Genomic DNA, 20,685 nt, shown 5'->3' with positions numbered 1-20,685 from the left:
GTGTTCGATTAGCGTTTGGCGGAGAGGTACCAGTCCACCTGTACTTGTGCTGCCAGCGTGCCGTGTTCGTCGAAGATGTCGACATTGACCGGGAACGCTACTTTCCCTTCATCCTTCAGCTGAGCCTTGAGCGCGCCGATATCGCCAGGCACGCGGCCGGAGGCGCGCGTCGCGCCCTTGGCCACTTTCTGGTACTGGATGCGCGACTCTTTTGCCACCGGACGCATATCCATGATCAGGTCCGCGAAACCGCCGGCCATGGCTGCGCCGGACGCGGTTTCGGCCAGCGTGAACAGGGCGCCTGCGTGCGGCGTGCCGAGGTGGTTGTGCAGCTTGCCGTCATCCGGCATCGACACTTCCGACGTCCCGGCACCGATGCTGTCGATGCGGATTCCCAGCAGCCGCGTGAAAGGCAGCGACTCGCTCATATGCTTTTTGATCTGTTCGTAGACCATGCTCGGTTTCACTCGCAAAAGGACTTTGAAAGCCAGCGACAGGATGGACATAGCCTCTTAGTTGCGTACCGGCTTACCGGTCTGCAGCATGCCCATGATGCGCTCCTGCGACTTCGGATTGTTCAGCAATTCCAGGAAGGCCTTGCGTTCCATATCCAGCAGCCACTGTTCGCTCACCACGCTGCCCTGGTCGATGTCGCCACCGGACACGATCTCGGCGATCATGTCGCCCAGCTTGTAGTCGTGGGCGGAGATGAAGCCGCCGTCACGCATATTGACCAGCTGGCCGCGGATGGTGCCCCAGCCATAACGGCCGGTCACGGTCACAGGACGCTGGATCGGTGCGCGGTAGCCCGCGTCGAACATGGAGCGCGCGGTCACTTTGGCCACGTGCAGCAGTTCGTACGGGTTGAACACGATCACGTCGTCTTCTTTCAGGTAGCCCATGGCCTTCGCTTCCAGCGCCGACTTGGATACGTTCGCGGTTGCCGCGTTGGTGAAGCCGGTCTTCAGGAATTGCAGGATGTCGTTGCCCTTGGCTTCACGCTGTGCACGCACGGCCGCTTCCTTCAGGCCACCGCCCGCAGGGATCAGGCCCACGCCCACTTCTACCAGGCCGATGTAGGACTCGATCGATGCCACGCGCTTGGATGCGTGCAGCGCCATTTCGCAGCCGCCCCCCAGCGCCAGGCCAGCCACTGCAGCCACCACAGGCACGTTGGAATACTTCATCTTCATGAAGGTGTCCTGCAGTTCGCGGATGATCGGATCAACCGCTTTCGCGCCGCCTGCCATGAAGGCCGGCAGTGCCGATTGCAGGTCCGCACCGGCCGAGAAGGCGCCGCCATCGGCTGCGTCTGCGCTCCAGATCACCAGGCCCTTGAAGCTCTTCTCGGCTTCGGCCAGGCCACGCTGCAGGCCCTTGATCACGCCGTCGCCGATCACGTGCATCTTGGTCTTCAGCGAGACGATCAGCACGTCGTCGCCGGTGTGCCACAGGCGCACGGAGTCGTCTTCGAATACGGTGGTGCCGGCGGTCTTCGGATCGGCTGCGCCGCTGCCGAATACCGGTGCGCGGAATTCCTGGCGCTTGTACACGTCCAGGGTCGAACGCGGTACGAAGGATTTGGACTTGGCGGAGTAAGAACCCTCAGGGGTATGCACACCCTTCTCGGCCACGGCGCCTTCGAACACCCAGGCTGGCAGCGGTGCGTTGCACAGTGCCTTGCCTTCTTCGATATCCTGCTTCACCCACTCGGCGATCTGGTTCCAGCCGGCGGCTTGCCAGGTTTCGAACGGGCCGACGGACCAGCCGAAGCCCCAGCGCATGGCGAAGTCCACGTCACGCGCGTTGTCGGCGATGGATTCCAGGTGGTAGGCGATGTAGTGGAATGCGTCGCGGAAGATCGCCCACAGGAACTGGCCTTGCGGGTTGGTCGACTCGCGCAACGCCTTGAATTTCTTGACCGGGTCCTTTTCCTTCAGGATGCGGGCCACGATGTCGGCTGCTTTCGCGCCGCCTTCAACGTATTCGCCGGATGCGAAGTCCAGGCGTTTGATGTCCTTGCCGACTTTCTTGTAGAAGCCGCCACCAGTCTTCTGGCCCAGGGCGCCCTGCTCGATCAGCTTGGCCAGCACGGCCGGGGTCTTGTAGACGCCGAAGAATGGATCGTCAGCCAGGTTGTCCTGCATGGTCTTGATCACGTGGCCCATGGTGTCCAGGCCGACCACGTCCGCGGTGCGGAAGGTGCCGGACTTGGCGCGGCCCAGTTTTGCGCCGGTCAGGTCGTCGACCACGTCCACGGACAGGCCGAACTTCTCGGCTTCGTGAATGGTGGCCAGCATGCCGAAGATGCCCACGCGGTTGGCGATGAAGTTAGGCGTATCTTTTGCGCGCACCACGCCCTTGCCCAGGGTCGAAGTCAGGAAGGTTTCCAGCTGGTCCAGGATCTCAGGCTTGGTGGCAGCGGTCGGGATCAGTTCCACCAGGTGCATGTAGCGCGGTGGGTTGAAGAAGTGCACGCCGCAGAAGCGCGCCTTCAGGTCCGCGTCGAAACCTTCAGCCAGCTTCTCGATCGAGAGGCCGGAAGTGTTGGAGGCGAAGATGGCGTTCTGGCCGATGTGCGGAGCGACCTTCTTGTACAGGTCATGCTTCCAGTCCATGCGCTCGGCGATGGCTTCGATGATGATGTCGCAGCCGGCCAGCAGGTCCAGGTTGTCTTCGTAGTTGGCGACCTGGACCAGTTCAGCGTCGGCCTTGTCGCCGAACGGCGCCGGGGACAGCTTTTTCAGATTCTCGATGGCGCGCAGGACAATGCCGTTCTTTGGCGTGCCACCGGAGACATGCTCCGGCTTACCCGGCAGGTCGAACAGCACGACCGGCACTTTGGCGTTGACGCAGTGGGCCGCGATCTGCGCACCCATCACGCCCGCGCCCAGCACGGCTACTTTTTTCACGTTGAAGTTGCTCATGTTTTTCCTTTGTGGTGTGCCGGCGGCTTCTTGTTAAACCAGAGGCGGAAACCTGGTGGCTGCCACGATGTGGCAGCCACCTGCTCTTTGCCTTGGGTTCTAAAAGGGCCAACGGCGCTTTCAGACAATTAGAACAGGTCGGCGTCCAGGGCCATCAGGTTGGCGGCGCCGGAACGTGCCTGGCGGATCAGGGTTGCGGTTTCAGGCTGCAGGCGGCCGAAGTAGAAGCGCGCGGTTGCCAGCTTGGAGGTGTAGAACTTGTCGCCGGTGCTTTCCTTTTCCAGCGCGATCTTGGCCATCTGCGCGAAGAAGTAGGAGTACACCAGGTGGCCAACGACGCGCAGGTAAGGCACGGCGGCAGCGCCCACTTCATCCTGGTTCTGGAACGCCTTCATGCCGATTTCCATGGTCAGCTTGCCGACTTTCTCGCCCAGGTCACCCAGCGGGGTAATGAATTCGGACATCGCTTCGTCGGTACCGTTTTCTTCCACGAACGCGCGGATTTTCTCGCCGAACTTGCGCAGCTTGGCGCCGTTGTCCATCAGGATCTTACGGCCCAGCAGGTCCAGCGACTGCACGGTGTTGGTGCCTTCATAAATCAGGTTGATACGAGCGTCACGCACGTACTGCTCCATGCCCCACTCGCTGATGTAGCCGTGGCCACCGTACACCTGCATCGCGTCGGAGGTTGCGGTCCATGCATTGTCGGTGATGAAGGCCTTGATGATCGGGGTCAGCAGCGCCACTTCGTCGCCGGCTTCCTTGCGCACGTCTTCGTCAGGGTGGTTCAGTTCGCGGTCGATCTGCAGTGCCACGTAGGATGCGAAGGCACGTGCGCCTTCAGCGTAGGCTTTACCGGTCAGCAGCATGCGGCGCACGTCCGGGTGCACGATGATCGGGTCGGCAGGACCGTCCGGGTTCTTCACGCCGGACAGGGAGCGCATTTGCAGGCGGTCTTTCGCGTACACCAGCGCGTTCTGGTACGCCACTTCGGTCAGGCCCAGGGACTGCACGCCCACGCCCAGGCGGGCGGCGTTCATGAACACGAACATCGCGTTCAGGCCCTTGTTCGGCTGGCCGATGATCCAGCCCTTGGCGCCGTCCAGGTTCATCTGGCAGGTGGAGTTGCCGTGGATGCCCATCTTCTCTTCGATCGCGCCGCAGAAGATCGGGTTGCGCTCGCCGATGGAACCGTCAGCGTTCGGCAGGAACTTAGGAACCAGGAACAGGGAGATGCCCTTCGAACCTTCCGGTGCGTCCGGCACGCGTGCCAGCACCAGGTGCAGGATGTTTTCGGACATATCGTGTTCGCCGGCCGAGATGAAGATCTTGGCGCCGGTGATGTTCCAGGAACCGTCGGCGTTAGGGATGGCTTTCGAACGCAGCATGCCCAGGTCGGTGCCGCAGTGCGGCTCGGTCAGGCACATGGTGCCGGTCCACTCGCCGGAAACCAGCTTAGGCAGGTACAGGCGCTTCTGTTCGTCGGTGCCGTGTTCCTTCAGGCACTCGTAGGCGCCGTGCGACAGGCCTGGGTACATGGTCCATGCCTGGTTGGCGGAGTTCAGCATCTCGTAGAACGAGTTGTTCAGAACGATAGGCAGGCCCTGGCCGCCGTATTCAGGATCGCAGGCCAGTGCGGCCCAGCCGCCTTCCACGTACTGCTTGTACGCTTCCTTGAAGCCCTTCGGAGTGGTCACGGTCTTGGCCGCGGCATCGTGGTGGCAGCCTTCGCGGTCGCCGGAGTGGTTCAGCGGGAACAGCACTTCGGAGGTGAACTTCGCGCCCTCTTCCAGCACCTGGTTGATGATGTCGGCATCGGTTTCCGCGTGCGCCGGCAGTTCCTTCAGCTTCTCTTCCACGTTCAGCAGCTCGTGCAGCACGAACTGCATATCACGGATTGGCGCGACGTATTGACCCATTTTTTTCTCCTGAAGAAGGCTTAGACTATTTGAAGACTGCTGAAACGCAGCGTTAGGATTGGTAATTCTCGATCAAGCGATTGAAGGCGATGGTGGCTCTATCCACGCTGCCCGGGCTGCGCATGAAGCGGGCTTCATGGTGCAGCGCCAGGATCAGGCCGTACATCTCGTAGACCAGCTGGCCAGCGTCCGTTTCCGTGCGCAGGTCACCGTTCTCGATGGCCTGGCGCACGCAACGCAGCAGTGCGCCCTGCCAGGCCGAGACCATCGCGACCAGTTCCTCGCGGATCGGGCCGGGACGATCGTCGTACTCGACGGCGCCGCTGATATAGATGCAGCCGGAGGCGATTTCGACGCTGACTTTCTTCACCCAGTGCGCGAACATGGCACGCAGACGCGGCAGGCCGCGCGCCTCTTTCATGGCCGGGTAAAAGACTTCCTGCTCGAAACGGCGGTGGTACAGCTTCAACACTTCAATCTGCAAATCTTCGCGCGAACCAAAATGGGCAAATACGCCGGACTTACTCATGTTCATTTTGTCGGCCAGCACGCCGATGGTCAGGCCTTCCAGGCCGTCACGGCTCGCCAGGTCCAGGGCCACGTCCAGAATGGCTGCCCGGGTCATTTCGCCTTTGCGCATGAATTTAGTTGGAGTATTAATAAGAATGCCACTCACGGTAAGTACCCATTCAGAGATGTAGGAAAAATCTTATTCTCTCTCCAACAGGCTCTTTTGGTGCAAAAAGATTTGCGAACGTTCGTACTATTATCCAGCAGGACTTAAAAGTCAAACGCCGTTCTAGAGGTGAGGTTCTATTATTGCGAAGCAGCAATGACGCAGGTGTGACCGGGCGCAAAAAATGGGGACGCAACACATTTCCGCGCCGGCGGAATGGTGTTACGTCCCTATTTTTTCCAGGGTGCGGCGATCGCGTTTGGTGGGGCGGCCTTTGATGTCGGCGCCGGGTTCGTGGAAGAAGCGGCGGCGCTCGGCTTCTTTGGCGCGGCGGGCGATCGAGTCTTCGCTTTCCTCGTATAGCGTGCGGGCGATCGGCGCGGACTGGCGCTTGTCGGAGAGGCCGACTACCAGCACATCCCACTCATCCGAACCATTGTCGATATGCAGCTTGTCGCCCAGTTTGACCGCGCGCGACGGTTTGACGCGGTCGCCGCCGGCCTTCACACGGCCGTTGTCGATGGCATCGATGGCCAGCTGGCGGGTCTTGAAGAAGCGCGCTGCCCACAGCCATTTGTCGATGCGTACATTGTCCATCATGCGTATTTCCCTACAGCAAAAATTCTCATTAGTGTTTTATATGCAACATAAGCGATTTCGTAGCCGACCCGTTTGAAGCGTCCGACGTGCTCGAAATCCTGGGCATGAACTTCCACGCCCTCGGCCACCGCCGCCTCGATCTGGCAGCGCAGGGCTTGAGCGAAGCGGGCATCCTTGATGACCACGTTCGCTTCCTGGTTCAGGAACAGGCTCAGCCCGTCCACGTTGCTGGAGCCGACCGTGGCCCAGTCATCGTCGATCACCGCCACCTTGGCGTGCAGCTGCGTCTTGCGATATTCAACCACTTTCACCCCCGCCGCCAGCAGCTTTGGATAGAAGGAGTGGGCAACGGCATCCTGCAGCCAGATTTCGCCGACGCCGATCAACAGCACCACCTCGACGCCGCGCTGCGCCGCTTTCGCCAGGCCGCGGCGGAATTTGCGTCCCGGCGCAAAATACGGGTTTGCGATCAGCACCGATTTGCGCGCGCGGCCCAGCGCGTGCAGATAGGCCTTCTGGATCTTGGTACGGTTGCGCAGATTGTCGCGCACCACGAAGCCCGCGTGTACGGTCATATCACTGGCGGCCTTGGCCACCTTGCGCATTTCCTTGAACAGCTGATAGCGCTGCTTCAGGCCCATATGGCCCAGGCGCTGCCATTGGGCCTGCGCTTCTTTGTGGATCACGGCGACCAGCGGTCCGCGCACGGACACCGCGAAGTCCCAGCGCGGCGCCGCCAGCTGGATGCGCGGGCCGATATCCGCATACATATCGTCATTGACGTTGATGCCGCCCACGAACGCCACCTCGCGGTCCACCACGCAAATCTTGCGATGGGTACGCGTAATGCCGCGCGTGAACCAGGGATTGAAAATGCGATGTTCGACGCCCGCCGCTTCCATCTCTTCATGCATGCGGTTGGCGGCCTTGTGGCCCGTGCCGAACCAGTCCGTTAGCACGCGCACCTGCACACCGCGGCTGGCCGCCAGTTTCAGCGCAGCCTTGATCTGCTTGCCCGTGTCATCGTCGGCAAAGATATAGGTCTCGAAATAGACCTCATACTTCGCCTGATCGATGGCTTCGATCAGGGCTGGGAAAAATTCGGTACCGCAGTGTAGGAGAGTGACTTCGTTATCGGCTATAAACTCGACAGGGCGCATAGGCTAAGACACCAGTTTGAGATTCGCCACGATAGGTGCGTGGTCCGACAGCCTGGCCCACATGGAGCCGTGCAGGACTTCCGCGGATTCTACCTTGAACCCTCGAACATAGATGCGGTCCAACCTGAAAAAGGGCAAGGCTGCCGGGAATGTACGGGCTGGACGGACGGCTGCCTCACGCCGCGCCAGGGTACGGACCAGGTCGCCCAGGCTGGAGCCGGCACCGACGTCGTCAAAGACCTCGACCACTCCCAGCGCCTTGCGCAGTTTGGCGCTCAGAGTGTTGCGCCAGTCGTTGAAATCGCCGGCGATAATCACCGGCTCGTTATTCGGTGCGGAATGCCTCACCGCTTCGATCAGGGCTTCGACCTGGCGCACACGGCTGCGCTCGAACAGGCCAAGATGGATCACGTAGCAATGCACGGTGGTGTCCGGCGTCTGCACGATGGAGTGCAGAATGCCACGGGCCTCGTAGGCGTGATCCGAAATGTCGGTATTACTCCACTTATCGATCGGGTACTTGCTCAGCAGCGCATTGCCGTGGTGGCCATGATCGTATTGCGCGTTCAGGCCATACACGGACTGGTGCGACTCGCCCGCAAAGAATTCATGCTGGGCCTTCTTCGGCCAGTTGCGGTGGCCATGCTGCTCGTCGCCATACATCGCTTCGATACGGTCATGCTGCCCCTGCACTTCCTGCAGGAACACCAGGTCCGCATGGAAGGCGCCAATGGCATTCTTGAGCGCATGCACGCGCGGATGGCTGCGGTACGACACGCCCTTGTGAATGTTATAGGTGGCAACACGGAGCTTCATGGACCTGATTGTACCCCCGCTGCCGCGCTTGCCGCTGATCAATTGTGCGGCGGTGACACGGTTGCCTCGCTAACCGACTGGCGCGGCAAAATAATGCGGAAGGTGGTCCCTTTGTCGATGATGCTGTCCACCTCGATGCGGCCGCCGTGTTTCTGCACGATGCCGTAGGACAGCGACAGGCCCAGGCCCGTGCCCTTCCCTACCGGCTTGGTAGTGAAGAAGGGTTCGAAAATGCGGCCCAGGTTTTCTTCCGGAATGCCGCCGCCGGTATCGGACACTTCCACCGTCACATTCTGCGCATCCTGCCGCGTGCGCACGGTGATGCGGCCCCGTTCGCGGATGGCATGGGCCGCGTTCACCAGCAGGTTCATGAAGACCTGGTTCAGCTGCGAGGGAATGCATTCGATGGGCGCCACGCCGCCGTATTCCTTGACCACTTCGGCTTTATATTTCAGCTCATTCCAGACCACGTTCAGCGTGCTGTCCAGGCCCGCCTCGATGCTGGACACCAGCACGTCGCCGGCGCCGACGTGCGAGAAGTCTTTCATATCCTGCACGATGCGCTTGATGCGGTCCAGGCCATCCATCGACTCGGACAGCAGGCAGCCCAGGTCTTCGCGCACATAATCGGCGTCGACTTCGCGGCGCAGCGCGGCCAGAGTCTGCTGGTCGGCATCCCCCAGCCGCGCCGCCGCTTCTTCATAGCCGTCCAGAAGCTTGAGCAAGGCCCCTGCATAGCGCTGCAGGCTGCTCAGGTTCGAGTTGACGAAGCCGACCGGGTTGTTGATCTCATGCGCCACGCCGGCCGCCAGCACGCCGATGGATGCCATTTTCTCCGATTGCAGCAGCTGGTTCTGCGCCTCGCCCAGCTTGCGGATCAATTCGGCCTGGCGTTCCTTTTCCTTCTCCAGCGTTTCATTCGCCATCTGCAGCGCGAGAGTGCGTTCCAGCACGCGGCTCTCCAGCTGATCGCGCGATTCGCGCAGCGCTTCCTCGGCATGCTGGCGTTCCGTGATATCGGTGTAGCCGAACACGCGGCCGATAATGCGCTCGCCCAGATACTGCGGACGCGAACGGCATTCGAACACGCGGCCATCGTTCAGGCGGAAGGTGTCTTCCGTTTCGGCGCGGTCCACCACCTGCTGCAGGCGTTCGCGGCACAACTCCGATTCCTCCACGCTGCTGGCGAGGAAGGCCAGGATCGCCGCGTCATTCCCCGCTTGCAGCAAATCCACGGGAATGCGCCACATCTGGCTGAACAGGCGGTTCATGCTGGCGATGTTGTTGTGCCAGTCAATGACCAGGATGCCGTTGCCGGTCGATTCCAGCGTGGTGCGCAACTGGGACAGCGTATGCTCCAGCGTGTCCTCCACCTTGCGTTCCTGCCGCACGTCGCGCGCCTGCACCAGCAGCAGGGTATGGCCTTCGTACGCCACGGGCCGCACCGATTTCATCACCGTGATCGGCGTCGAGTCCACACAGTGATATTCGCCTTCCTGCGCCTCGATCAGCTGGTACTGGCCGTTGCGCACGTCTTCCCAGTAGAACACGTCCTGCAGCGAGCTTTCGATATCGGTGATCTGCATCGACAGCAGCTGCTCACTGCTGTAACCCAGCGCCTGTCCCACCGCACGGTTGGTGACGATAATGCGCAAGTCGGACGGATCGACCAGCAGCATCATCTGCGGACTGTGGTCCAGCATCAGCTGCCGCAGTTCGGCGATCACGCGCCAGCCCCCTGCCCCGGCTTGCCGGCGTCGAAGTAATAGCTGACACGCTTGCGGGGACTCAGGTAATGGAAGATCTCTTTCGGCACCTGCGCCGGTTTGATCGAGCGCACGATGTTCAGATCCGGCTCGCGGTCCAGGTCCACCATGATGGCTTCTTCGCGCGGCACGCCGGATTCGTAAATCACCAGCACCGGCTTGGTCGGCTTGTCCGTATTCACGGTCGCGACCATGCCGGTGGCGCCGTTCGCCAGTTGCACGATGGTCCCCGGCGGATAAACGCCCAGGCAGCGGATGAACACTTGCAGCAGCTTGGGATCGAACTTGGTGCGCAGCTTGGCGAACATCAGCGACAGCGCTTCGTGCGGCGTCAAGCCGGCGCTGCCATTCAGCGGGTTGCACAGCTCATCGTAGTAATTGGTGATGGCGACAATGCGCGCCAGCAGGCCGATCGCTTCGCCCTTCAGGCCGCGCGTGTAGCCGCTGCCATCGAACATTTCGTGATGGTCGCGGCAGATCGCAATCGCAGCATTCGGGAAGTGCATCCCCTGCCCGATCTCGGCGCCGCCATGGGCATGGGTTTCGTACAGCTTCTGCTCTGCGGGCGTCCACGCTTCGTGCTTGTTCAATACGCGGTCCGGAATGTTCTTGGTACCGATGTCGTGGAACAGCGCGCCGATGCCCAGCGCATTGGCGACTTCCACCGGCAGCTTGATGTCGCGCGCAATCATCATGGACAGCATGGTCACGTTCAGCGAGTGCACATAAATTTCTTCGCCACCGGCCTTGTCGCCCATGACGTGAATGGCGAGGTCCGGCGCGACCAGGATCGAGTCCGTGATCTGGCCGATCAGCTCCGTCGCCTGCTTCACGCTCTCTTCCGGCCGCGAGAACAGATTCTTCTCGATATTGCGGATCGACTTGGCCGTGTCGGCAAAGGCGTGCTCGATGCGCGCAGCGTTCTCGCGCTGCTCCTGGATGCGCGCCATCATGGCGCGCTTGGCTAACAGCTCGGGTGAATCCGGGGGCGGCGCGCGCGATGCTTCATCGGCGGGTGCCGGCGGCGCATGGCCGGCAGCGGGCGTGGGACTTACGTCGCTCAAGGCAGGATCGAAACGGATCGTTTGCAGGCCGAGACTGCGCAAGGTGCGGATCTGGTCTTCAGACTTGATCTTGAACTGGCTGAAGGCAAACGGATGCTCGAACCATTTCAGATCGAGGTGGATATAGAGCCCGACTTGCAGCTGCTCTGGTGAAATGTCCTGGGTGTCTGGCATGGTGGCCGTCCTCGCGAACACACGTGGATGTTTCTATTATCCACAGTTTCGCTGAGAACGCACGCTGCGTTATGCCTTGTACTTTGCTAGCTGATGCGGCAATTGCAGGACCGCTTCCGCATTGGAGGGCGAGAAGCATTTGTCCGCAGCTTCCAGCCACGATAGCCAGACATGCGCCACGTGCTCGCGGGGGCTGAGCATGATCGGCACTTCACGCGGCACTTCTACGCTGAACACATGCTCCGTGTTGTGCGTGATGCCGGGTGCGTAGCGATGACGCCAGACGGGATAGATTTCGTAGATATTGGAGAGGCCCCAATCGCGTAAAACAATGTTCTTGCCGTCGGCAACGATGCCGGTTTCTTCGAACAGTTCGCGGGTGGCCGTGGTGAGCAAAGGCTCGTCGGGAAGATCCTTGGAACCGGTTACTGATTGCCAGTAACCGGTTTTGTCGGCGCGCTCAATGAGCAGCACTTGCATGTCGCTGGTGTGGATGACCACCAGCACTGATTCCGGGATTTTGTAAGGCCGCATACGCGTTCAGAACCCAAAACGGAAACCTGGTGGCAGGCACATTGTGCCTGCCACCTGCTTTTGGCCGCGGGTTTTAGCCGGCGACCTTCGGTTCAGGCGCACGCAGGCGGATGTGCAGTTCACGCAGCTGCTTCTCGTCCACTGGCGACGGTGCGTGGGTCAGCAGGCACTGTGCACGCTGGGTTTTCGGGAAGGCGATCACGTCGCGGATGGAATCGGACTTGGTCATCAGGGTCACGATACGATCCAGGCCGAATGCCAGGCCACCATGTGGAGGCGCGCCGTACTGCAGTGCGTCCAGCAGGAAACCGAACTTCTCGCGGGCTTCTTCAGCGTTGATCTTCAGCGCACGGAACACCTTCGACTGCACTTCTTCGCGGTGGATACGGATCGAGCCGCCGCCCAGTTCCCAGCCGTTCAGCACCATGTCGTAGGCCTTGGCGATGCAGGAACCCGGATCGGTTTCCAGCATGTCTTCGTGGCCGTCTTTTGGCGAAGTGAATGGGTGGTGGGTTGCGGTCCAGCGGTCTTCTTCTTCGTCGTATTCGAACATCGGGAAGTCGATCACCCACAGCGGTGCCCACACGTCGTTGAACAGGCCGGCGGCCTTGCCGAACTCGGAGTGGCCGATCTTCACGCGCAGCGCGCCGATCGCGTCGTTCACAACCTTGGCCTTGTCCGCGCCGAAGAAGATCAGGTCGCCGTCTTGTGCGCCGGTCATTTCCAGGATCTTGTTCAGGGCTTCGTCGTGGATGTTCTTCACGATCGGCGACTGCAGGCCGTCACGGCCCTTGGCCTTCTCGTTGACCTTGATGTAAGCCAGGCCCTTGGCGCCGTAGATGGCGACGAACTGGGTGTACGCGTCGATTTCCGAACGCGGCATGTCGGCGCCCTTCGGCACGCGCATACCGACCACGCGGCCGTTCTTCATGTTGGCGGCGCCGGAGAACACCTTGAACTCCACGTCCTTCATCACGTCGGTCAGGTCGGTGAATTCCAGCTTCACGCGCATGTCCGGCTTGTCGGAACCGTATTTGCCCATGGCTTCGGCGAAGTCCATCACAGGGAATGGGTTCGGCAGGTCCACGTCCATGGTGTTCTTGAACACTTTACGGATCATGTCTTCGAACAGATCGCGGATTTCCTGTTCGGTCAGGAAGGAAGTCTCGCAGTCGATCTGGGTGAACTCAGGCTGGCGGTCAGCGCGCAGGTCTTCGTCACGGAAGCACTTGGTGATCTGGTAGTAGCGGTCGAAGTTGGCCACCATCAGCAGCTGCTTGAACAGCTGTGGCGATTGCGGCAGAGCGAAGAATTCGCCGGCGTTCACGCGGGACGGCACCAGGTAGTCGCGGGCGCCTTCCGGGGTGGACTTGGTCAGCACCGGGGTTTCGATATCGATGAAGCCCAGGTTGTCCAGGTACTTGCGCACTTCCATCGACACCTTGTAGCGCAGGCGCAGGTTGTTCTGCATCTGCGGACGGCGCAGGTCCAGCACGCGGTGGGTCAGGCGGGTGGTTTCGGACAGGTTGTCGTCGTCCAGCTGGAACGGCACCGGCACGGAAGCGTTCAGCACTTCCACTTTCGATGCGACCACTTCGATCTTGCCCGACTTCAGGTTGTTGTTGACGGTGCCGGCCAGACGGTCTTTCACCACGCCGGTCACGCGCAGGCAGTACTCGTTACGCACGGATTCGGCGACCTTGAACACGTCCGCCTGCTCAGGATTGCAGACAACTTGCACCAGGCCTTCGCGGTCGCGCAGGTCGATGAAGATCACGCCGCCGTGATCGCGGCGACGGTGTACCCAGCCGCACAGGCTGACGGTTTGGCCTAACAGTGCTTCAGTGGTGAGGCCGCAGTATTGAGTACGCATGGACATATTGATTCTCAGTTCAGGTTGGATTTATTCAGGGGCGACAACGCCCATCGAAACGATGTACTTCAGCGCGGCATCGACAGTCATGTCGAGTTCGATTACGTCTTTCTTCGGCAGCATCAGGAAGAAGCCCGAAGTAGGATTTGGCGTGGTCGGCACGTAGACGCTGATGAATTCTTCGTCCAGGTGCTTGGCCACACCGGCGGCAGGAACGCCGGTCAGGAAACCAATGGTGCGCGAGTTCGCGTGCGGGTAAGGCACCAGTACGGCTTTGCGGAAGGCGTTGCCGGACGAGGAGAACAGCGTGTCCGACACCTGCTTGACGCTGCCATACAGCGAGCTCACGACGGGAATGCGGTGCAGCAGCTTTTCCCATTGCTTGACGACGAAATTGCCGACCAGGTTATTGGTCAGCAGGCCGGTCAGGAACACGATGAGGATGGTCAGGATGGTGCCCAGACCCGGTATATCGAAGCCGATGATCGTGTGCGGCTGCCAGCGCTCAGGCACCAGCAGCAGCGACTGATCCAGCGTGCCGACGATAATGTTCAACACCCAGGCGGTAATCGCCAGGGGGACCAGGATCAGCAAACCGGTAATGAAATATTTACGCATCGTGTTCCTTGAGTGCGGAGCTTATTCCGACTTGGCGGGTGCAGCAGCTGCCGGCGCAGCGGGTGCCGCCGCCGGGGCGTCGGATTTGGCGCCCGTGCCGCTGGACACGCCGGTGGCTGGCGCACTGCCGCCACGGAAGTCCGTCACATACCAGCCGGTGCCTTTGAGCTGGAAACCGGCAGCGGTGAGCTGTTTCTTAAAGGTCGATTTGCCGCAGGATGGGCAATCGGTCAGCTGCGGATCGGAGATCTTTTGCAGCACGTCCTTCGTAAAGCCACAGTCCTCGCAGCGGTAAGCATAGATAGGCATCTTTACTCCGCAAAAAACATCAAAACCCTGAATTATAAGCCTTTTTTCCGGCGCCAGGACATCCAGCGCTCCTTGCCCTGGAAGACAGGGATGGAGTCTTCCACCGGCTCATCCTGTTCCAGCACGAAATCCCGTTCCAGCTGCGCTACCAGTTCCTCGCGGTTGGCGCCGAACGGCGGGCCTTTTTCGTTGTTATCGAAATAGAAATAACCCACCAGCCGCGCGCCTTCCGGCAGCAGGGCCGCCCAGCGCTGGATCACCTGTGGCCACATATGGCGCGGCATGGCGCACAGGAAGGCCCGTTCATAAATGACATCGAGCGGCTTGGGCGGCGCGTAGGCAAAGAAATCCGCTTCCACCACGCGGCCTGCCCACGTGCCGACGTTTTGTCGCGCAGCTGCCACAGCGGAGGGGGAGAAGTCGATCGCAGTGGCGTCCCAGCCCGCCTCGGACAACAAGGCCAGTTCGTATCCGGCCCCGCAGCCTGGAATCAAAACCCGCGGCGCAAGAGCTGGTGGCTGCCACGCCGTGGCAGCCACCTGGTTTGCGGTTTCGGTGACAAAGCGCCGCAGGCGCTCAGGCGCCGCACCGCGGTCCCATGGCGTAAAAGTCTTATCGAAACGTTCATCCCAGAACGCTGGCGACAAAGGGTCGCGCGTGCGGAACTCCGGCATTACATCCCTCCGCGCCAGCGCAGATAAGCCTGGAAGCCAATCGCGCCAACCACAAATGCGCCCACGAAGAACACAAAGAAGGCCAGCAGCCGATTGGTGCGGCGCTGCTCGGCCACGACCTGGCGCAGCAATTCCCGCCCGACTTCATCGCGCTCGCCAGCCACAATCAGCGCCTGCTGCGCCAGGCGTGGCAGCGCAGGCAGAATGTGCGAATAGCGCGGCGCTTCGGCCTTCAGGCGCTCGATCAAGCCGCGGAAGCCCACCTGCTCGGCCATCCAGCGCTCCAGATACGGCTTGGCGGTCTTCCACAAGTCCAGCTCCGGGTCCAGCGTGCGGCCCAGGCCTTCAATATTCAGCAGGGTTTTCTGCAGCAGCACCAATTGCGGCTGCACTTCCACATTGAAGCGGCGCGAAGTCTGGAACAGGCGCAGCAGCACCTGGCCGAAGGAGATGTCCTTCAGCGGACGGTCGAAGATCGGCTCGCAGCAGGCGCGCACCGCCGACTCCAGCTCGTCCACGCGGGTTTCCTTCGGCGCCCAGCCGGACTCGATGTGCGCTTCCGCCACGCGCTTGTAATCGCGGCGGAAGAAGGCCAGGAAGTTCTGCGACAGATAATCCTTGTCGTAATCGTTCAGCGTGCCGACGATGCCGAAGTCCAGCGCGATATAGCGGCCGAAAGTGCGCGGATCAATCGACACCAGGATATTCCCCGGATGCATATCGGCGTGGAAGAAGCCATCGCGGAACACCTGGGTGAAGAAGATCTCCACGCCGTCGGAGGACAGCTTCTTCAGGTCCACGCCCGCTTCGATCAGGCGATCCACCTGCGATACCGGAATGCCGTGCATGCGCTCCATGACGATCACATTGCTGGAGCAGTAATCCCAGAACATCTCCGGCACCAGCAGCAGCTGGGAATCGGCGAAGTTGCGGCGCAGCTGGCTGGCGTTGGCCGCCTCGCGCATCAGGTCCAGCTCATCGTGCAGGTATTTGTCGAACTCGGACACCACCTCCTGAATCTTCAGGCGGTGCGCATCGGCCCACACGCTGTTGATGAAGTTGGCCGCGATGCGCATCAGCGCCACGTCTTCATCGATCAGGCGCTTCATGCCGGGGCGCAGTACCTTCACCGCGACCTGCGTGCCATCCTTCAGCGCCGCAAAGTGCACCTGCGCAATGGACGCCGAGGCCACAGGCACGCGCTCGAAGCGCGCAAACAATTCATCCGGATGCGCGCCAAGCGAGGCTTCGATCATCGCCATGGCGGTATCCGAATCGAAAGGCGGCACGCGGTCCTGCAGGCGCGATAGCTCGACAACCAGATCGGGCGGAATCAGATCGCTGCGGGTGGAGAGCACCTGGCCGAATTTGACGAAGATCGGTCCCAACTCTTCCAGCGCGCGGCGCAGGCGCACGCCGCGCGGCGTCGACAAGTCGCGCCAGAAGAAGACGAAGTCGAGGAATTTGCTGATGCGTGGCTTATCGAAGCCGGAGATAGCGATTTCGTCGAGTCCGTATTTGACGGACACGCGAACGATTTTGAAAAGCCTGAGGAATTTACGGATCATTGAGCTTCGGGAGTGTCGTGCGCGGCGGCACGGCGCGCCAGTTTCTGTTCGAGTTTTTCAAGGCGCTTGCTGGCGCGTTCCACGTCATCGCGCAGCTTCACAACGTCTGCGCCGAATTGCTCCGCCAGCACGGGGCGAATCAGCAGCGGCTTCTCTTCGAGGAAGTATTCGGCCACGTTCTCGGCCAGCTTGCGCTGCCCGGTCTGCGCTGCGCTCACGGCGGCTTTCGCGCCCTGCACCATGCGCACGGCAGCGATCGGACCAACGACACGCTCCAGGTCATGTTCGGCTTCCCAGCGCAGCGACTGGCTCAGGTGCGAGATGGCGTTCGCGAACTCCGCGTCGCCCTCGATCTGCACATAGGAGAAAGCGCGCTCGCGGTTCTGTGCGATCAGCGGCAGGTCGGACAGCTTGAGGCGGATCGTGACATTGGCCGCGGCTGCGGCAGGCGCCGCTTCCACCATGCCGTCCTGCGTCACGCGCAGGCGCAGCGTGGCGGGGCTGGCATCGATCACCGCCACTTTCCCGGCGTGGAATCTGAGTTCCGCGCGCGCCCAGGCCTCCTGCGCCAGCAAGTGGTTGACGGTGGCGGCGACGGGCACGCCCAGCGAAGGCAAGGAAAATGGGAGCATAAACGTGTGAACAAACAAAAACCGCCCCGGAAAGCCGGAGCGGTCTAGATCTTACCAGTTTGACAGCAGCTGCGCCGCCATCAAGCGATTTGCTGGATACCGCCCAGCAGCCAGCCACGGTCGCCGGATACCGGCTTGACGAGGTTCCAGACTTCCTTGAACGGCTCGGCCAGCGCATCCGGCGCCGACTTGATCATGCCGGTGAAGCGCACGCTGGCCAGGTAGTCCTTGCCGTCGTTCTCGATGCCCAGCAGCTCGGCGTCGATCTGCACCACGTCGGTGTAATCCTTGGTCGCGCCGCGCTCCTGGATCTGCATGCGCAGCTCGGCGAAGACTTCCGGCGTGGTGAACTCGCGAATGTCTTCCACGTCGCCCTTGTCCCATGCCGCTTGCAGGCGGATGAAATTGCCTTTGGCCGAACGCAGGAAGGCCGGGGTATCGAAGTCCGACGGCACGCCCCACTGCTGATGCGCAGGCGCCGCTGGTGCGGCCACCGGCTCCGGCTGCACCGGCTGGGAAGCGGCCGGCTGACTGATGCCCGAGCCGATTTCCGGCGTCTGGTTATACGACTGGTTATAGCTCTGCTGGCCGCCAAACGCCGATACCGGACGCGGTTCCTGCTTGCGGCGCAGCATATTAAAGAGGAAGAAGATCACGCCGCCAACCAGCGCAATCATCAGGATCGAGCCGAAGGCGCTGGCCATCGCGCCGCCCATGCCGAAGTGCGAGAACAGCGCGCCAAGGCCGAGGCCCAGCAGCGCGCCGCCCAGAATGCCCTTCCATGGGCTAGGCGGTTTCGGCGTTACGGCCGGTGGCACGGCGGGAGCCGGCGCCGGCTGGGCAGCCTGGCGCGGCGCCATCGAAGGCGACTGGGACGGCGCCGGCGCGGCCGGCATGCGGCTCACACTGGACGACTGGCGTCCGAAGGAACGGCCGCCGCCCATCGGGCGTGCCGACAGTTCGGCCATCACGCCCATGGCGGTGACGGCAATGGTCAGGCCGACCAGGAATTTCTTGAAGTTCATCAGTCTTCTCACATTTTGATACCGGTATGCAAAGCGGCCACACCAGCCGTCAGGTTGTAATACTCCACGCGCTCAAGACCCGCAGCCTGCATCATGGTCTTCAGCGTTTCCTGATCCGGGTGCATGCGGATGGACTCGGCCAGGTAGCGGTAGGATTCCGCATCATTGGCCACTTTCTGGCCCATCCACGGCAGCACCGTGAAGGAATAGAAGTCGTAAGGCTTCTGCAACGGCTCGGCTACTTTGGAAAACTCCAGCACCAGCAGCTTGCCGCCCGGCTTCAGCACGCGGCGCATTTCGGACAGGGCGACATCCTTGTGCGTCATATTGCGCAGGCCGAAAGCCACGCTGACACGGTCGAAGTAGTTATCCGGGAATGGCAGCTTCTCCGCGTCACACAGCAAGGTGGGGGTCACCAGACCGCGGTTCAAGAGGCGGTCGCGTCCCACACGCAGCATGGACTCATTGATATCGGTCAGCCAGACCTCGCCCGTTGGCCCCGCCTGCTTGGCGAAGACCTTGGCCAGATCGCCGGTACCGCCGGCAATGTCCAGCACCTTCATGCCCGGACGCACGGCCGCGTTGGCGATGGTGAAGGTCTTCCAGATACGGTGCAGGCCGGCCGACATCAGGTCATTCATGACGTCGTACTTTGCGGCAACAGAGTGGAAGACTTTGGCGACTTCCTTTACCTTATCGTCTTCATTGACGGTTTTATAACCGAAGTGAGTAGTATTAGTCATAGTGAGCGAGGCCTTAATGTTGGCAGCATTATACAAGGCCTGGGGGACGCTAATATTTCCTGTTGGGCAACACACAAAGAATCAAAAAAAGTTTGTCAACCAGTTCGCTCAACAGGCGTTAATGAGTTCAGATCCCGTAGTCAAAGAATGGGGTCATTAGCCCACTAGGAGCAAAGAATGGAACTTCAGCAAAAATTGCCCGCGGATATCTTTTTCCCGGAAATCGATGATGCAACCAAGCAATTTATCGATGCCACCCGTGCGCAATCCCGTGTGCTGCCGGACGACGAGCCGCATCCGATGACTTTCAACGTGGAAGCCATCCGCCGTCTGACCCCGGAAGCCCGCGCCGCCTTCCGCTACATCTGGGAACGCGAACAGCTGCGCTACGAGGAATTCCAGCGCCGCAAACGTCTGGTCAACTAAGCCATTCCCGCATCCGGGCGGCCTAATCCAAGCCGCCCGCGACCGCTCTCTTCCTCGTCTGATCCCCCTCCAAGCAGCGCCCAACGATCCAGCCTTATGCCGGACGCTATGCCCTGCGCGCTCCACCTCGACAGCACGCTGATCCGCGCCCTCGCCGATCCGCCCAGCCGCCGTGCCCCCACTCGCTCGCCCCGCAGTTCGCCCGCCGCTGGTGGCACACGCGCTGTGATCCGTTACGTATTTGAGCTGAACTTGCGCGATTGCTGCGCGTGGGACGAATCCCACCCGGAGCAGAATCAGTGATGGTGGCCGCAGCCGTGGGCCTTGGGAGCGCCAGGGAGTTCGGTGCCGGGCGCGCGGCCGGAGTCGCCGGGGAAGCCGGCGGCTTCGAGGCGGGCGGCGTAATCGGCCCAGTGATGATCCTGGCGCGCGCCGAGGTCGTAGAGGTAGTCCCAGGTGTAGAGGCCTGAGTTGTGGCCATCGGTGAAGGTCGGCTTCACAGCGTAATTGCCGACTGGCTCAAGGTCTGTCATGCCAACGTCGCGTTTGCCAACCTGCAGCACTTCCTGGCCCGGACCGTGGCCCTTCACTTCCGCCGACGGCGAATACACGCGCAGCAGTTCGTAAGGGATGTTAAAGCTGGCGCCATCCTCGAAGGAGATTTCGAGATAGCGCGACTTGTTGTGCAGGGTCAGACCAGTTGGATTAGGCATCTTTGTTCAGTTTCGCGACGATTGCTGCGCGCAGTTGCGGCAACAGGGCCTGGCGTGCCGCCACCGCGGCGGCATCCGGCTCGCGCTGCTTCGCGCCCCAGGTCGGGTTCGGGAAGTGCGCATCGTCAGTGTAACGCGGGATGACGTGCCAGTGCACGTGCGGGGTCATATTGCCAAAGCTGGCCACGTTCACCTTGTGCGGGGACATGGTGTCGCGCTGCGCCTGCTCGACCGCCCAGACAGTCTGCATGACGTGGTCGCGGCCCTGCGGCGACAAGTCGGTCATCTCGCGCACGTGGTCGTGCCACACGACGCGCGTGTAGCCGGGATAGCCCGCTTCGTCGACGAAGATGACGACCAGACGGTCGTCGCGCCAGACCAGCGCATCCTGCAGGCCGGGCGCAGCGACTGCGGCTGGCGAGCCCGGCGGAGTGGCAGCGTTCAGCGCAGCCTGAGCGCCGGAACCGG

At 61.4% G+C, this 20,685-nt stretch carries 22 protein-coding genes; 2 read left to right on the top strand and 20 right to left on the bottom strand.

All coding sequences use genetic code 11. The features are described from left to right. Positions 1-8: 8 nt before the first annotated feature. The 18 genes from AB4Z19_RS18030 to ubiE form a co-directional block, all read right to left on the bottom strand. On the bottom strand, positions 9-506 hold the full coding sequence (locus AB4Z19_RS18030; RefSeq protein ID WP_442027366.1) for a YiiD C-terminal domain-containing protein: 498 nt from the start codon (positions 504-506) through the stop codon (positions 9-11). Positions 507-512: 6 nt separating this feature from the next. Beyond that, a complete protein-coding gene (locus AB4Z19_RS18025) occupies positions 513-2,927 on the bottom strand; it encodes a 3-hydroxyacyl-CoA dehydrogenase/enoyl-CoA hydratase family protein (protein WP_442035733.1) in 2,415 nt (804 codons plus the stop codon). A gap of 128 nt (positions 2,928-3,055) precedes the next feature. Further along, positions 3,056-4,846: an acyl-CoA dehydrogenase C-terminal domain-containing protein gene (locus AB4Z19_RS18020; RefSeq protein ID WP_442035732.1), complete on the bottom strand. Its 1,791-nt coding sequence runs from the start codon at positions 4,844-4,846 to the stop codon at positions 3,056-3,058. A 52-nt stretch (positions 4,847-4,898) separates the two neighbouring features. After that, entirely contained in the window at positions 4,899-5,486 is a 588-nt protein-coding gene (locus tag AB4Z19_RS18015; RefSeq protein ID WP_442035731.1) for a TetR/AcrR family transcriptional regulator, read from the bottom strand. Between the two features lie 258 nt (positions 5,487-5,744). After that, positions 5,745-6,119 (bottom strand): RNA-binding S4 domain-containing protein, encoded by a 375-nt coding sequence (locus AB4Z19_RS18010; protein WP_442025600.1) that lies wholly within the window; start codon positions 6,117-6,119, stop codon positions 5,745-5,747. Next, entirely contained in the window at positions 6,119-7,282 is a 1,164-nt protein-coding gene (clsB, locus tag AB4Z19_RS18005; protein ID WP_442025596.1) for a cardiolipin synthase ClsB, read from the bottom strand. Before clsB ends, AB4Z19_RS18010 begins: the two co-directional genes overlap by 1 nt. Before the next feature lie 3 nt (positions 7,283-7,285). Further along, positions 7,286-8,098 carry an endonuclease/exonuclease/phosphatase family protein gene (locus AB4Z19_RS18000; RefSeq protein WP_442025595.1) on the bottom strand — a complete coding sequence of 271 codons (813 nt, stop codon included), beginning with the start codon at positions 8,096-8,098 and terminating at the stop codon, positions 7,286-7,288. A 38-nt stretch (positions 8,099-8,136) separates the two neighbouring features. Continuing rightward, on the bottom strand, positions 8,137-9,825 hold the full coding sequence (locus AB4Z19_RS17995) for an ATP-binding protein (RefSeq protein WP_442025594.1): 1,689 nt from the start codon (positions 9,823-9,825) through the stop codon (positions 8,137-8,139). Then, on the bottom strand, positions 9,822-11,102 hold the full coding sequence (locus AB4Z19_RS17990) for an HD-GYP domain-containing protein (RefSeq protein ID WP_442025593.1): 1,281 nt from the start codon (positions 11,100-11,102) through the stop codon (positions 9,822-9,824). The genes AB4Z19_RS17995 and AB4Z19_RS17990 overlap by 4 nt, the downstream gene beginning before the upstream one ends. Positions 11,103-11,171: 69 nt before the next feature. Further along, positions 11,172-11,636, bottom strand: coding sequence for a dihydroneopterin triphosphate diphosphatase (gene nudB / locus AB4Z19_RS17985; protein WP_442035730.1), 465 nt, complete (start codon positions 11,634-11,636; stop codon positions 11,172-11,174). Positions 11,637-11,709: 73 nt separating this feature from the next. Beyond that, on the bottom strand, positions 11,710-13,515 hold the full coding sequence (gene aspS, locus AB4Z19_RS17980) for an aspartate--tRNA ligase (protein ID WP_442026159.1): 1,806 nt from the start codon (positions 13,513-13,515) through the stop codon (positions 11,710-11,712). A 24-nt stretch (positions 13,516-13,539) separates the two neighbouring features. Continuing rightward, positions 13,540-14,127: a DUF502 domain-containing protein gene (locus tag AB4Z19_RS17975; RefSeq protein ID WP_442026158.1), complete on the bottom strand. Its 588-nt coding sequence runs from the start codon at positions 14,125-14,127 to the stop codon at positions 13,540-13,542. A gap of 21 nt (positions 14,128-14,148) precedes the next feature. After that, positions 14,149-14,436 (bottom strand): FmdB family zinc ribbon protein, encoded by a 288-nt coding sequence (locus AB4Z19_RS17970; RefSeq protein WP_442026157.1) that lies wholly within the window; start codon positions 14,434-14,436, stop codon positions 14,149-14,151. A gap of 32 nt (positions 14,437-14,468) precedes the next feature. Then, positions 14,469-15,110 carry a methyltransferase domain-containing protein gene (locus AB4Z19_RS17965; RefSeq protein WP_442026156.1) on the bottom strand — a complete coding sequence of 214 codons (642 nt, stop codon included), beginning with the start codon at positions 15,108-15,110 and terminating at the stop codon, positions 14,469-14,471. After that, entirely contained in the window at positions 15,110-16,678 is a 1,569-nt protein-coding gene (gene ubiB, locus AB4Z19_RS17960; RefSeq protein ID WP_442026155.1) for a ubiquinone biosynthesis regulatory protein kinase UbiB, read from the bottom strand. The genes AB4Z19_RS17965 and ubiB overlap by 1 nt, the downstream gene beginning before the upstream one ends. Then, the gene (locus AB4Z19_RS17955) at positions 16,675-17,310 is read right to left on the bottom strand and encodes a ubiquinone biosynthesis accessory factor UbiJ (protein WP_442026154.1); all 636 of its coding nucleotides are present in this window, start codon (positions 17,308-17,310) and stop codon (positions 16,675-16,677) included. The genes ubiB and AB4Z19_RS17955 overlap by 4 nt, the downstream gene beginning before the upstream one ends. 80 nt (positions 17,311-17,390) lie before the next feature. Next, positions 17,391-18,335, bottom strand: coding sequence for a Tim44 domain-containing protein (locus tag AB4Z19_RS17950; protein WP_442026153.1), 945 nt, complete (start codon positions 18,333-18,335; stop codon positions 17,391-17,393). An 8-nt stretch (positions 18,336-18,343) separates the two neighbouring features. Then, a complete protein-coding gene (gene ubiE / locus AB4Z19_RS17945) occupies positions 18,344-19,078 on the bottom strand; it encodes a bifunctional demethylmenaquinone methyltransferase/2-methoxy-6-polyprenyl-1,4-benzoquinol methylase UbiE (RefSeq protein WP_442026152.1) in 735 nt (244 codons plus the stop codon). A gap of 177 nt (positions 19,079-19,255) precedes the next feature. Here ubiE and AB4Z19_RS17940 point away from each other — a divergent pair, with 177 nt between their 5' ends. Both AB4Z19_RS17940 and AB4Z19_RS17935 read left to right on the top strand, forming a co-directional pair. Beyond that, positions 19,256-19,504 (top strand): hypothetical protein, encoded by a 249-nt coding sequence (locus tag AB4Z19_RS17940; RefSeq protein ID WP_442035729.1) that lies wholly within the window; start codon positions 19,256-19,258, stop codon positions 19,502-19,504. Positions 19,505-19,612: 108 nt separating this feature from the next. Then, a complete protein-coding gene (locus AB4Z19_RS17935; RefSeq protein ID WP_442027063.1) occupies positions 19,613-19,807 on the top strand; it encodes a hypothetical protein in 195 nt (64 codons plus the stop codon). Here AB4Z19_RS17935 and AB4Z19_RS17930 read toward each other — a convergent pair. Together AB4Z19_RS17930 and AB4Z19_RS17925 are read right to left on the bottom strand one after the other, a co-directional pair. Then, a complete protein-coding gene (locus AB4Z19_RS17930) occupies positions 19,801-20,217 on the bottom strand; it encodes a gamma-butyrobetaine hydroxylase-like domain-containing protein (protein WP_442027065.1) in 417 nt (138 codons plus the stop codon). The two genes, AB4Z19_RS17935 and AB4Z19_RS17930, sit on opposite strands and share 7 nt — an antisense overlap. Beyond that, positions 20,210-20,611 (bottom strand): HIT family protein, encoded by a 402-nt coding sequence (locus AB4Z19_RS17925; RefSeq protein WP_442027067.1) that lies wholly within the window; start codon positions 20,609-20,611, stop codon positions 20,210-20,212. The genes AB4Z19_RS17930 and AB4Z19_RS17925 overlap by 8 nt, the downstream gene beginning before the upstream one ends. Between the last annotated feature and the right edge of the window lie 74 nt (positions 20,612-20,685).

Origin of the sequence: Pseudoduganella sp. RAF19 (genome assembly GCF_052114165.1) — a bacterium.
Lineage (GTDB): Bacteria > Pseudomonadota > Gammaproteobacteria > Burkholderiales > Burkholderiaceae_D > Rugamonas.
The sequence above is the reverse complement of the archived record's forward strand: the minus strand, read 5'-3'. Positions and strand labels throughout refer to the sequence as shown.

Coding starts and splice junctions, on each gene's coding strand:
- AB4Z19_RS17930 (WP_442027065.1), bottom strand. CDS start 20,217: ATGCCTAATCCAACTGGTCTGACCCTGCACAACAAGTCGCGCTATCTC.
- AB4Z19_RS18015 (WP_442035731.1), bottom strand. CDS start 5,486: ATGCGCAAAGGCGAAATGACCCGGGCAGCCATTCTGGACGTGGCCCTG.
- AB4Z19_RS17970 (WP_442026157.1), bottom strand. CDS start 14,436: ATGCCTATCTATGCTTACCGCTGCGAGGACTGTGGCTTTACGAAGGAC.
- AB4Z19_RS17955 (WP_442026154.1), bottom strand. CDS start 17,310: ATGCTCCCATTTTCCTTGCCTTCGCTGGGCGTGCCCGTCGCCGCCACC.
- AB4Z19_RS17975 (WP_442026158.1), bottom strand. CDS start 14,127: ATGCGTAAATATTTCATTACCGGTTTGCTGATCCTGGTCCCCCTGGCG.
- AB4Z19_RS18030 (WP_442027366.1), bottom strand. CDS start 506: ATGTCCATCCTGTCGCTGGCTTTCAAAGTCCTTTTGCGAGTGAAACCG.
- AB4Z19_RS17950 (WP_442026153.1), bottom strand. CDS start 18,335: ATGAACTTCAAGAAATTCCTGGTCGGCCTGACCATTGCCGTCACCGCC.
- nudB (WP_442035730.1), bottom strand. CDS start 11,636: ATGCGGCCTTACAAAATCCCGGAATCAGTGCTGGTGGTCATCCACACC.
- aspS (WP_442026159.1), bottom strand. CDS start 13,515: ATGTCCATGCGTACTCAATACTGCGGCCTCACCACTGAAGCACTGTTA.
- AB4Z19_RS17935 (WP_442027063.1), top strand. CDS start 19,613: ATGCCCTGCGCGCTCCACCTCGACAGCACGCTGATCCGCGCCCTCGCC.
- AB4Z19_RS17990 (WP_442025593.1), bottom strand. CDS start 11,102: ATGCCAGACACCCAGGACATTTCACCAGAGCAGCTGCAAGTCGGGCTC.
- AB4Z19_RS18010 (WP_442025600.1), bottom strand. CDS start 6,119: ATGGACAATGTACGCATCGACAAATGGCTGTGGGCAGCGCGCTTCTTC.
- AB4Z19_RS18000 (WP_442025595.1), bottom strand. CDS start 8,098: ATGAAGCTCCGTGTTGCCACCTATAACATTCACAAGGGCGTGTCGTAC.
- ubiB (WP_442026155.1), bottom strand. CDS start 16,678: ATGATCCGTAAATTCCTCAGGCTTTTCAAAATCGTTCGCGTGTCCGTC.
- AB4Z19_RS17965 (WP_442026156.1), bottom strand. CDS start 15,110: ATGCCGGAGTTCCGCACGCGCGACCCTTTGTCGCCAGCGTTCTGGGAT.
- ubiE (WP_442026152.1), bottom strand. CDS start 19,078: ATGACTAATACTACTCACTTCGGTTATAAAACCGTCAATGAAGACGAT.
- AB4Z19_RS18025 (WP_442035733.1), bottom strand. CDS start 2,927: ATGAGCAACTTCAACGTGAAAAAAGTAGCCGTGCTGGGCGCGGGCGTG.
- AB4Z19_RS18020 (WP_442035732.1), bottom strand. CDS start 4,846: ATGGGTCAATACGTCGCGCCAATCCGTGATATGCAGTTCGTGCTGCAC.
- clsB (WP_442025596.1), bottom strand. CDS start 7,282: ATGCGCCCTGTCGAGTTTATAGCCGATAACGAAGTCACTCTCCTACAC.
- AB4Z19_RS17940 (WP_442035729.1), top strand. CDS start 19,256: ATGGAACTTCAGCAAAAATTGCCCGCGGATATCTTTTTCCCGGAAATC.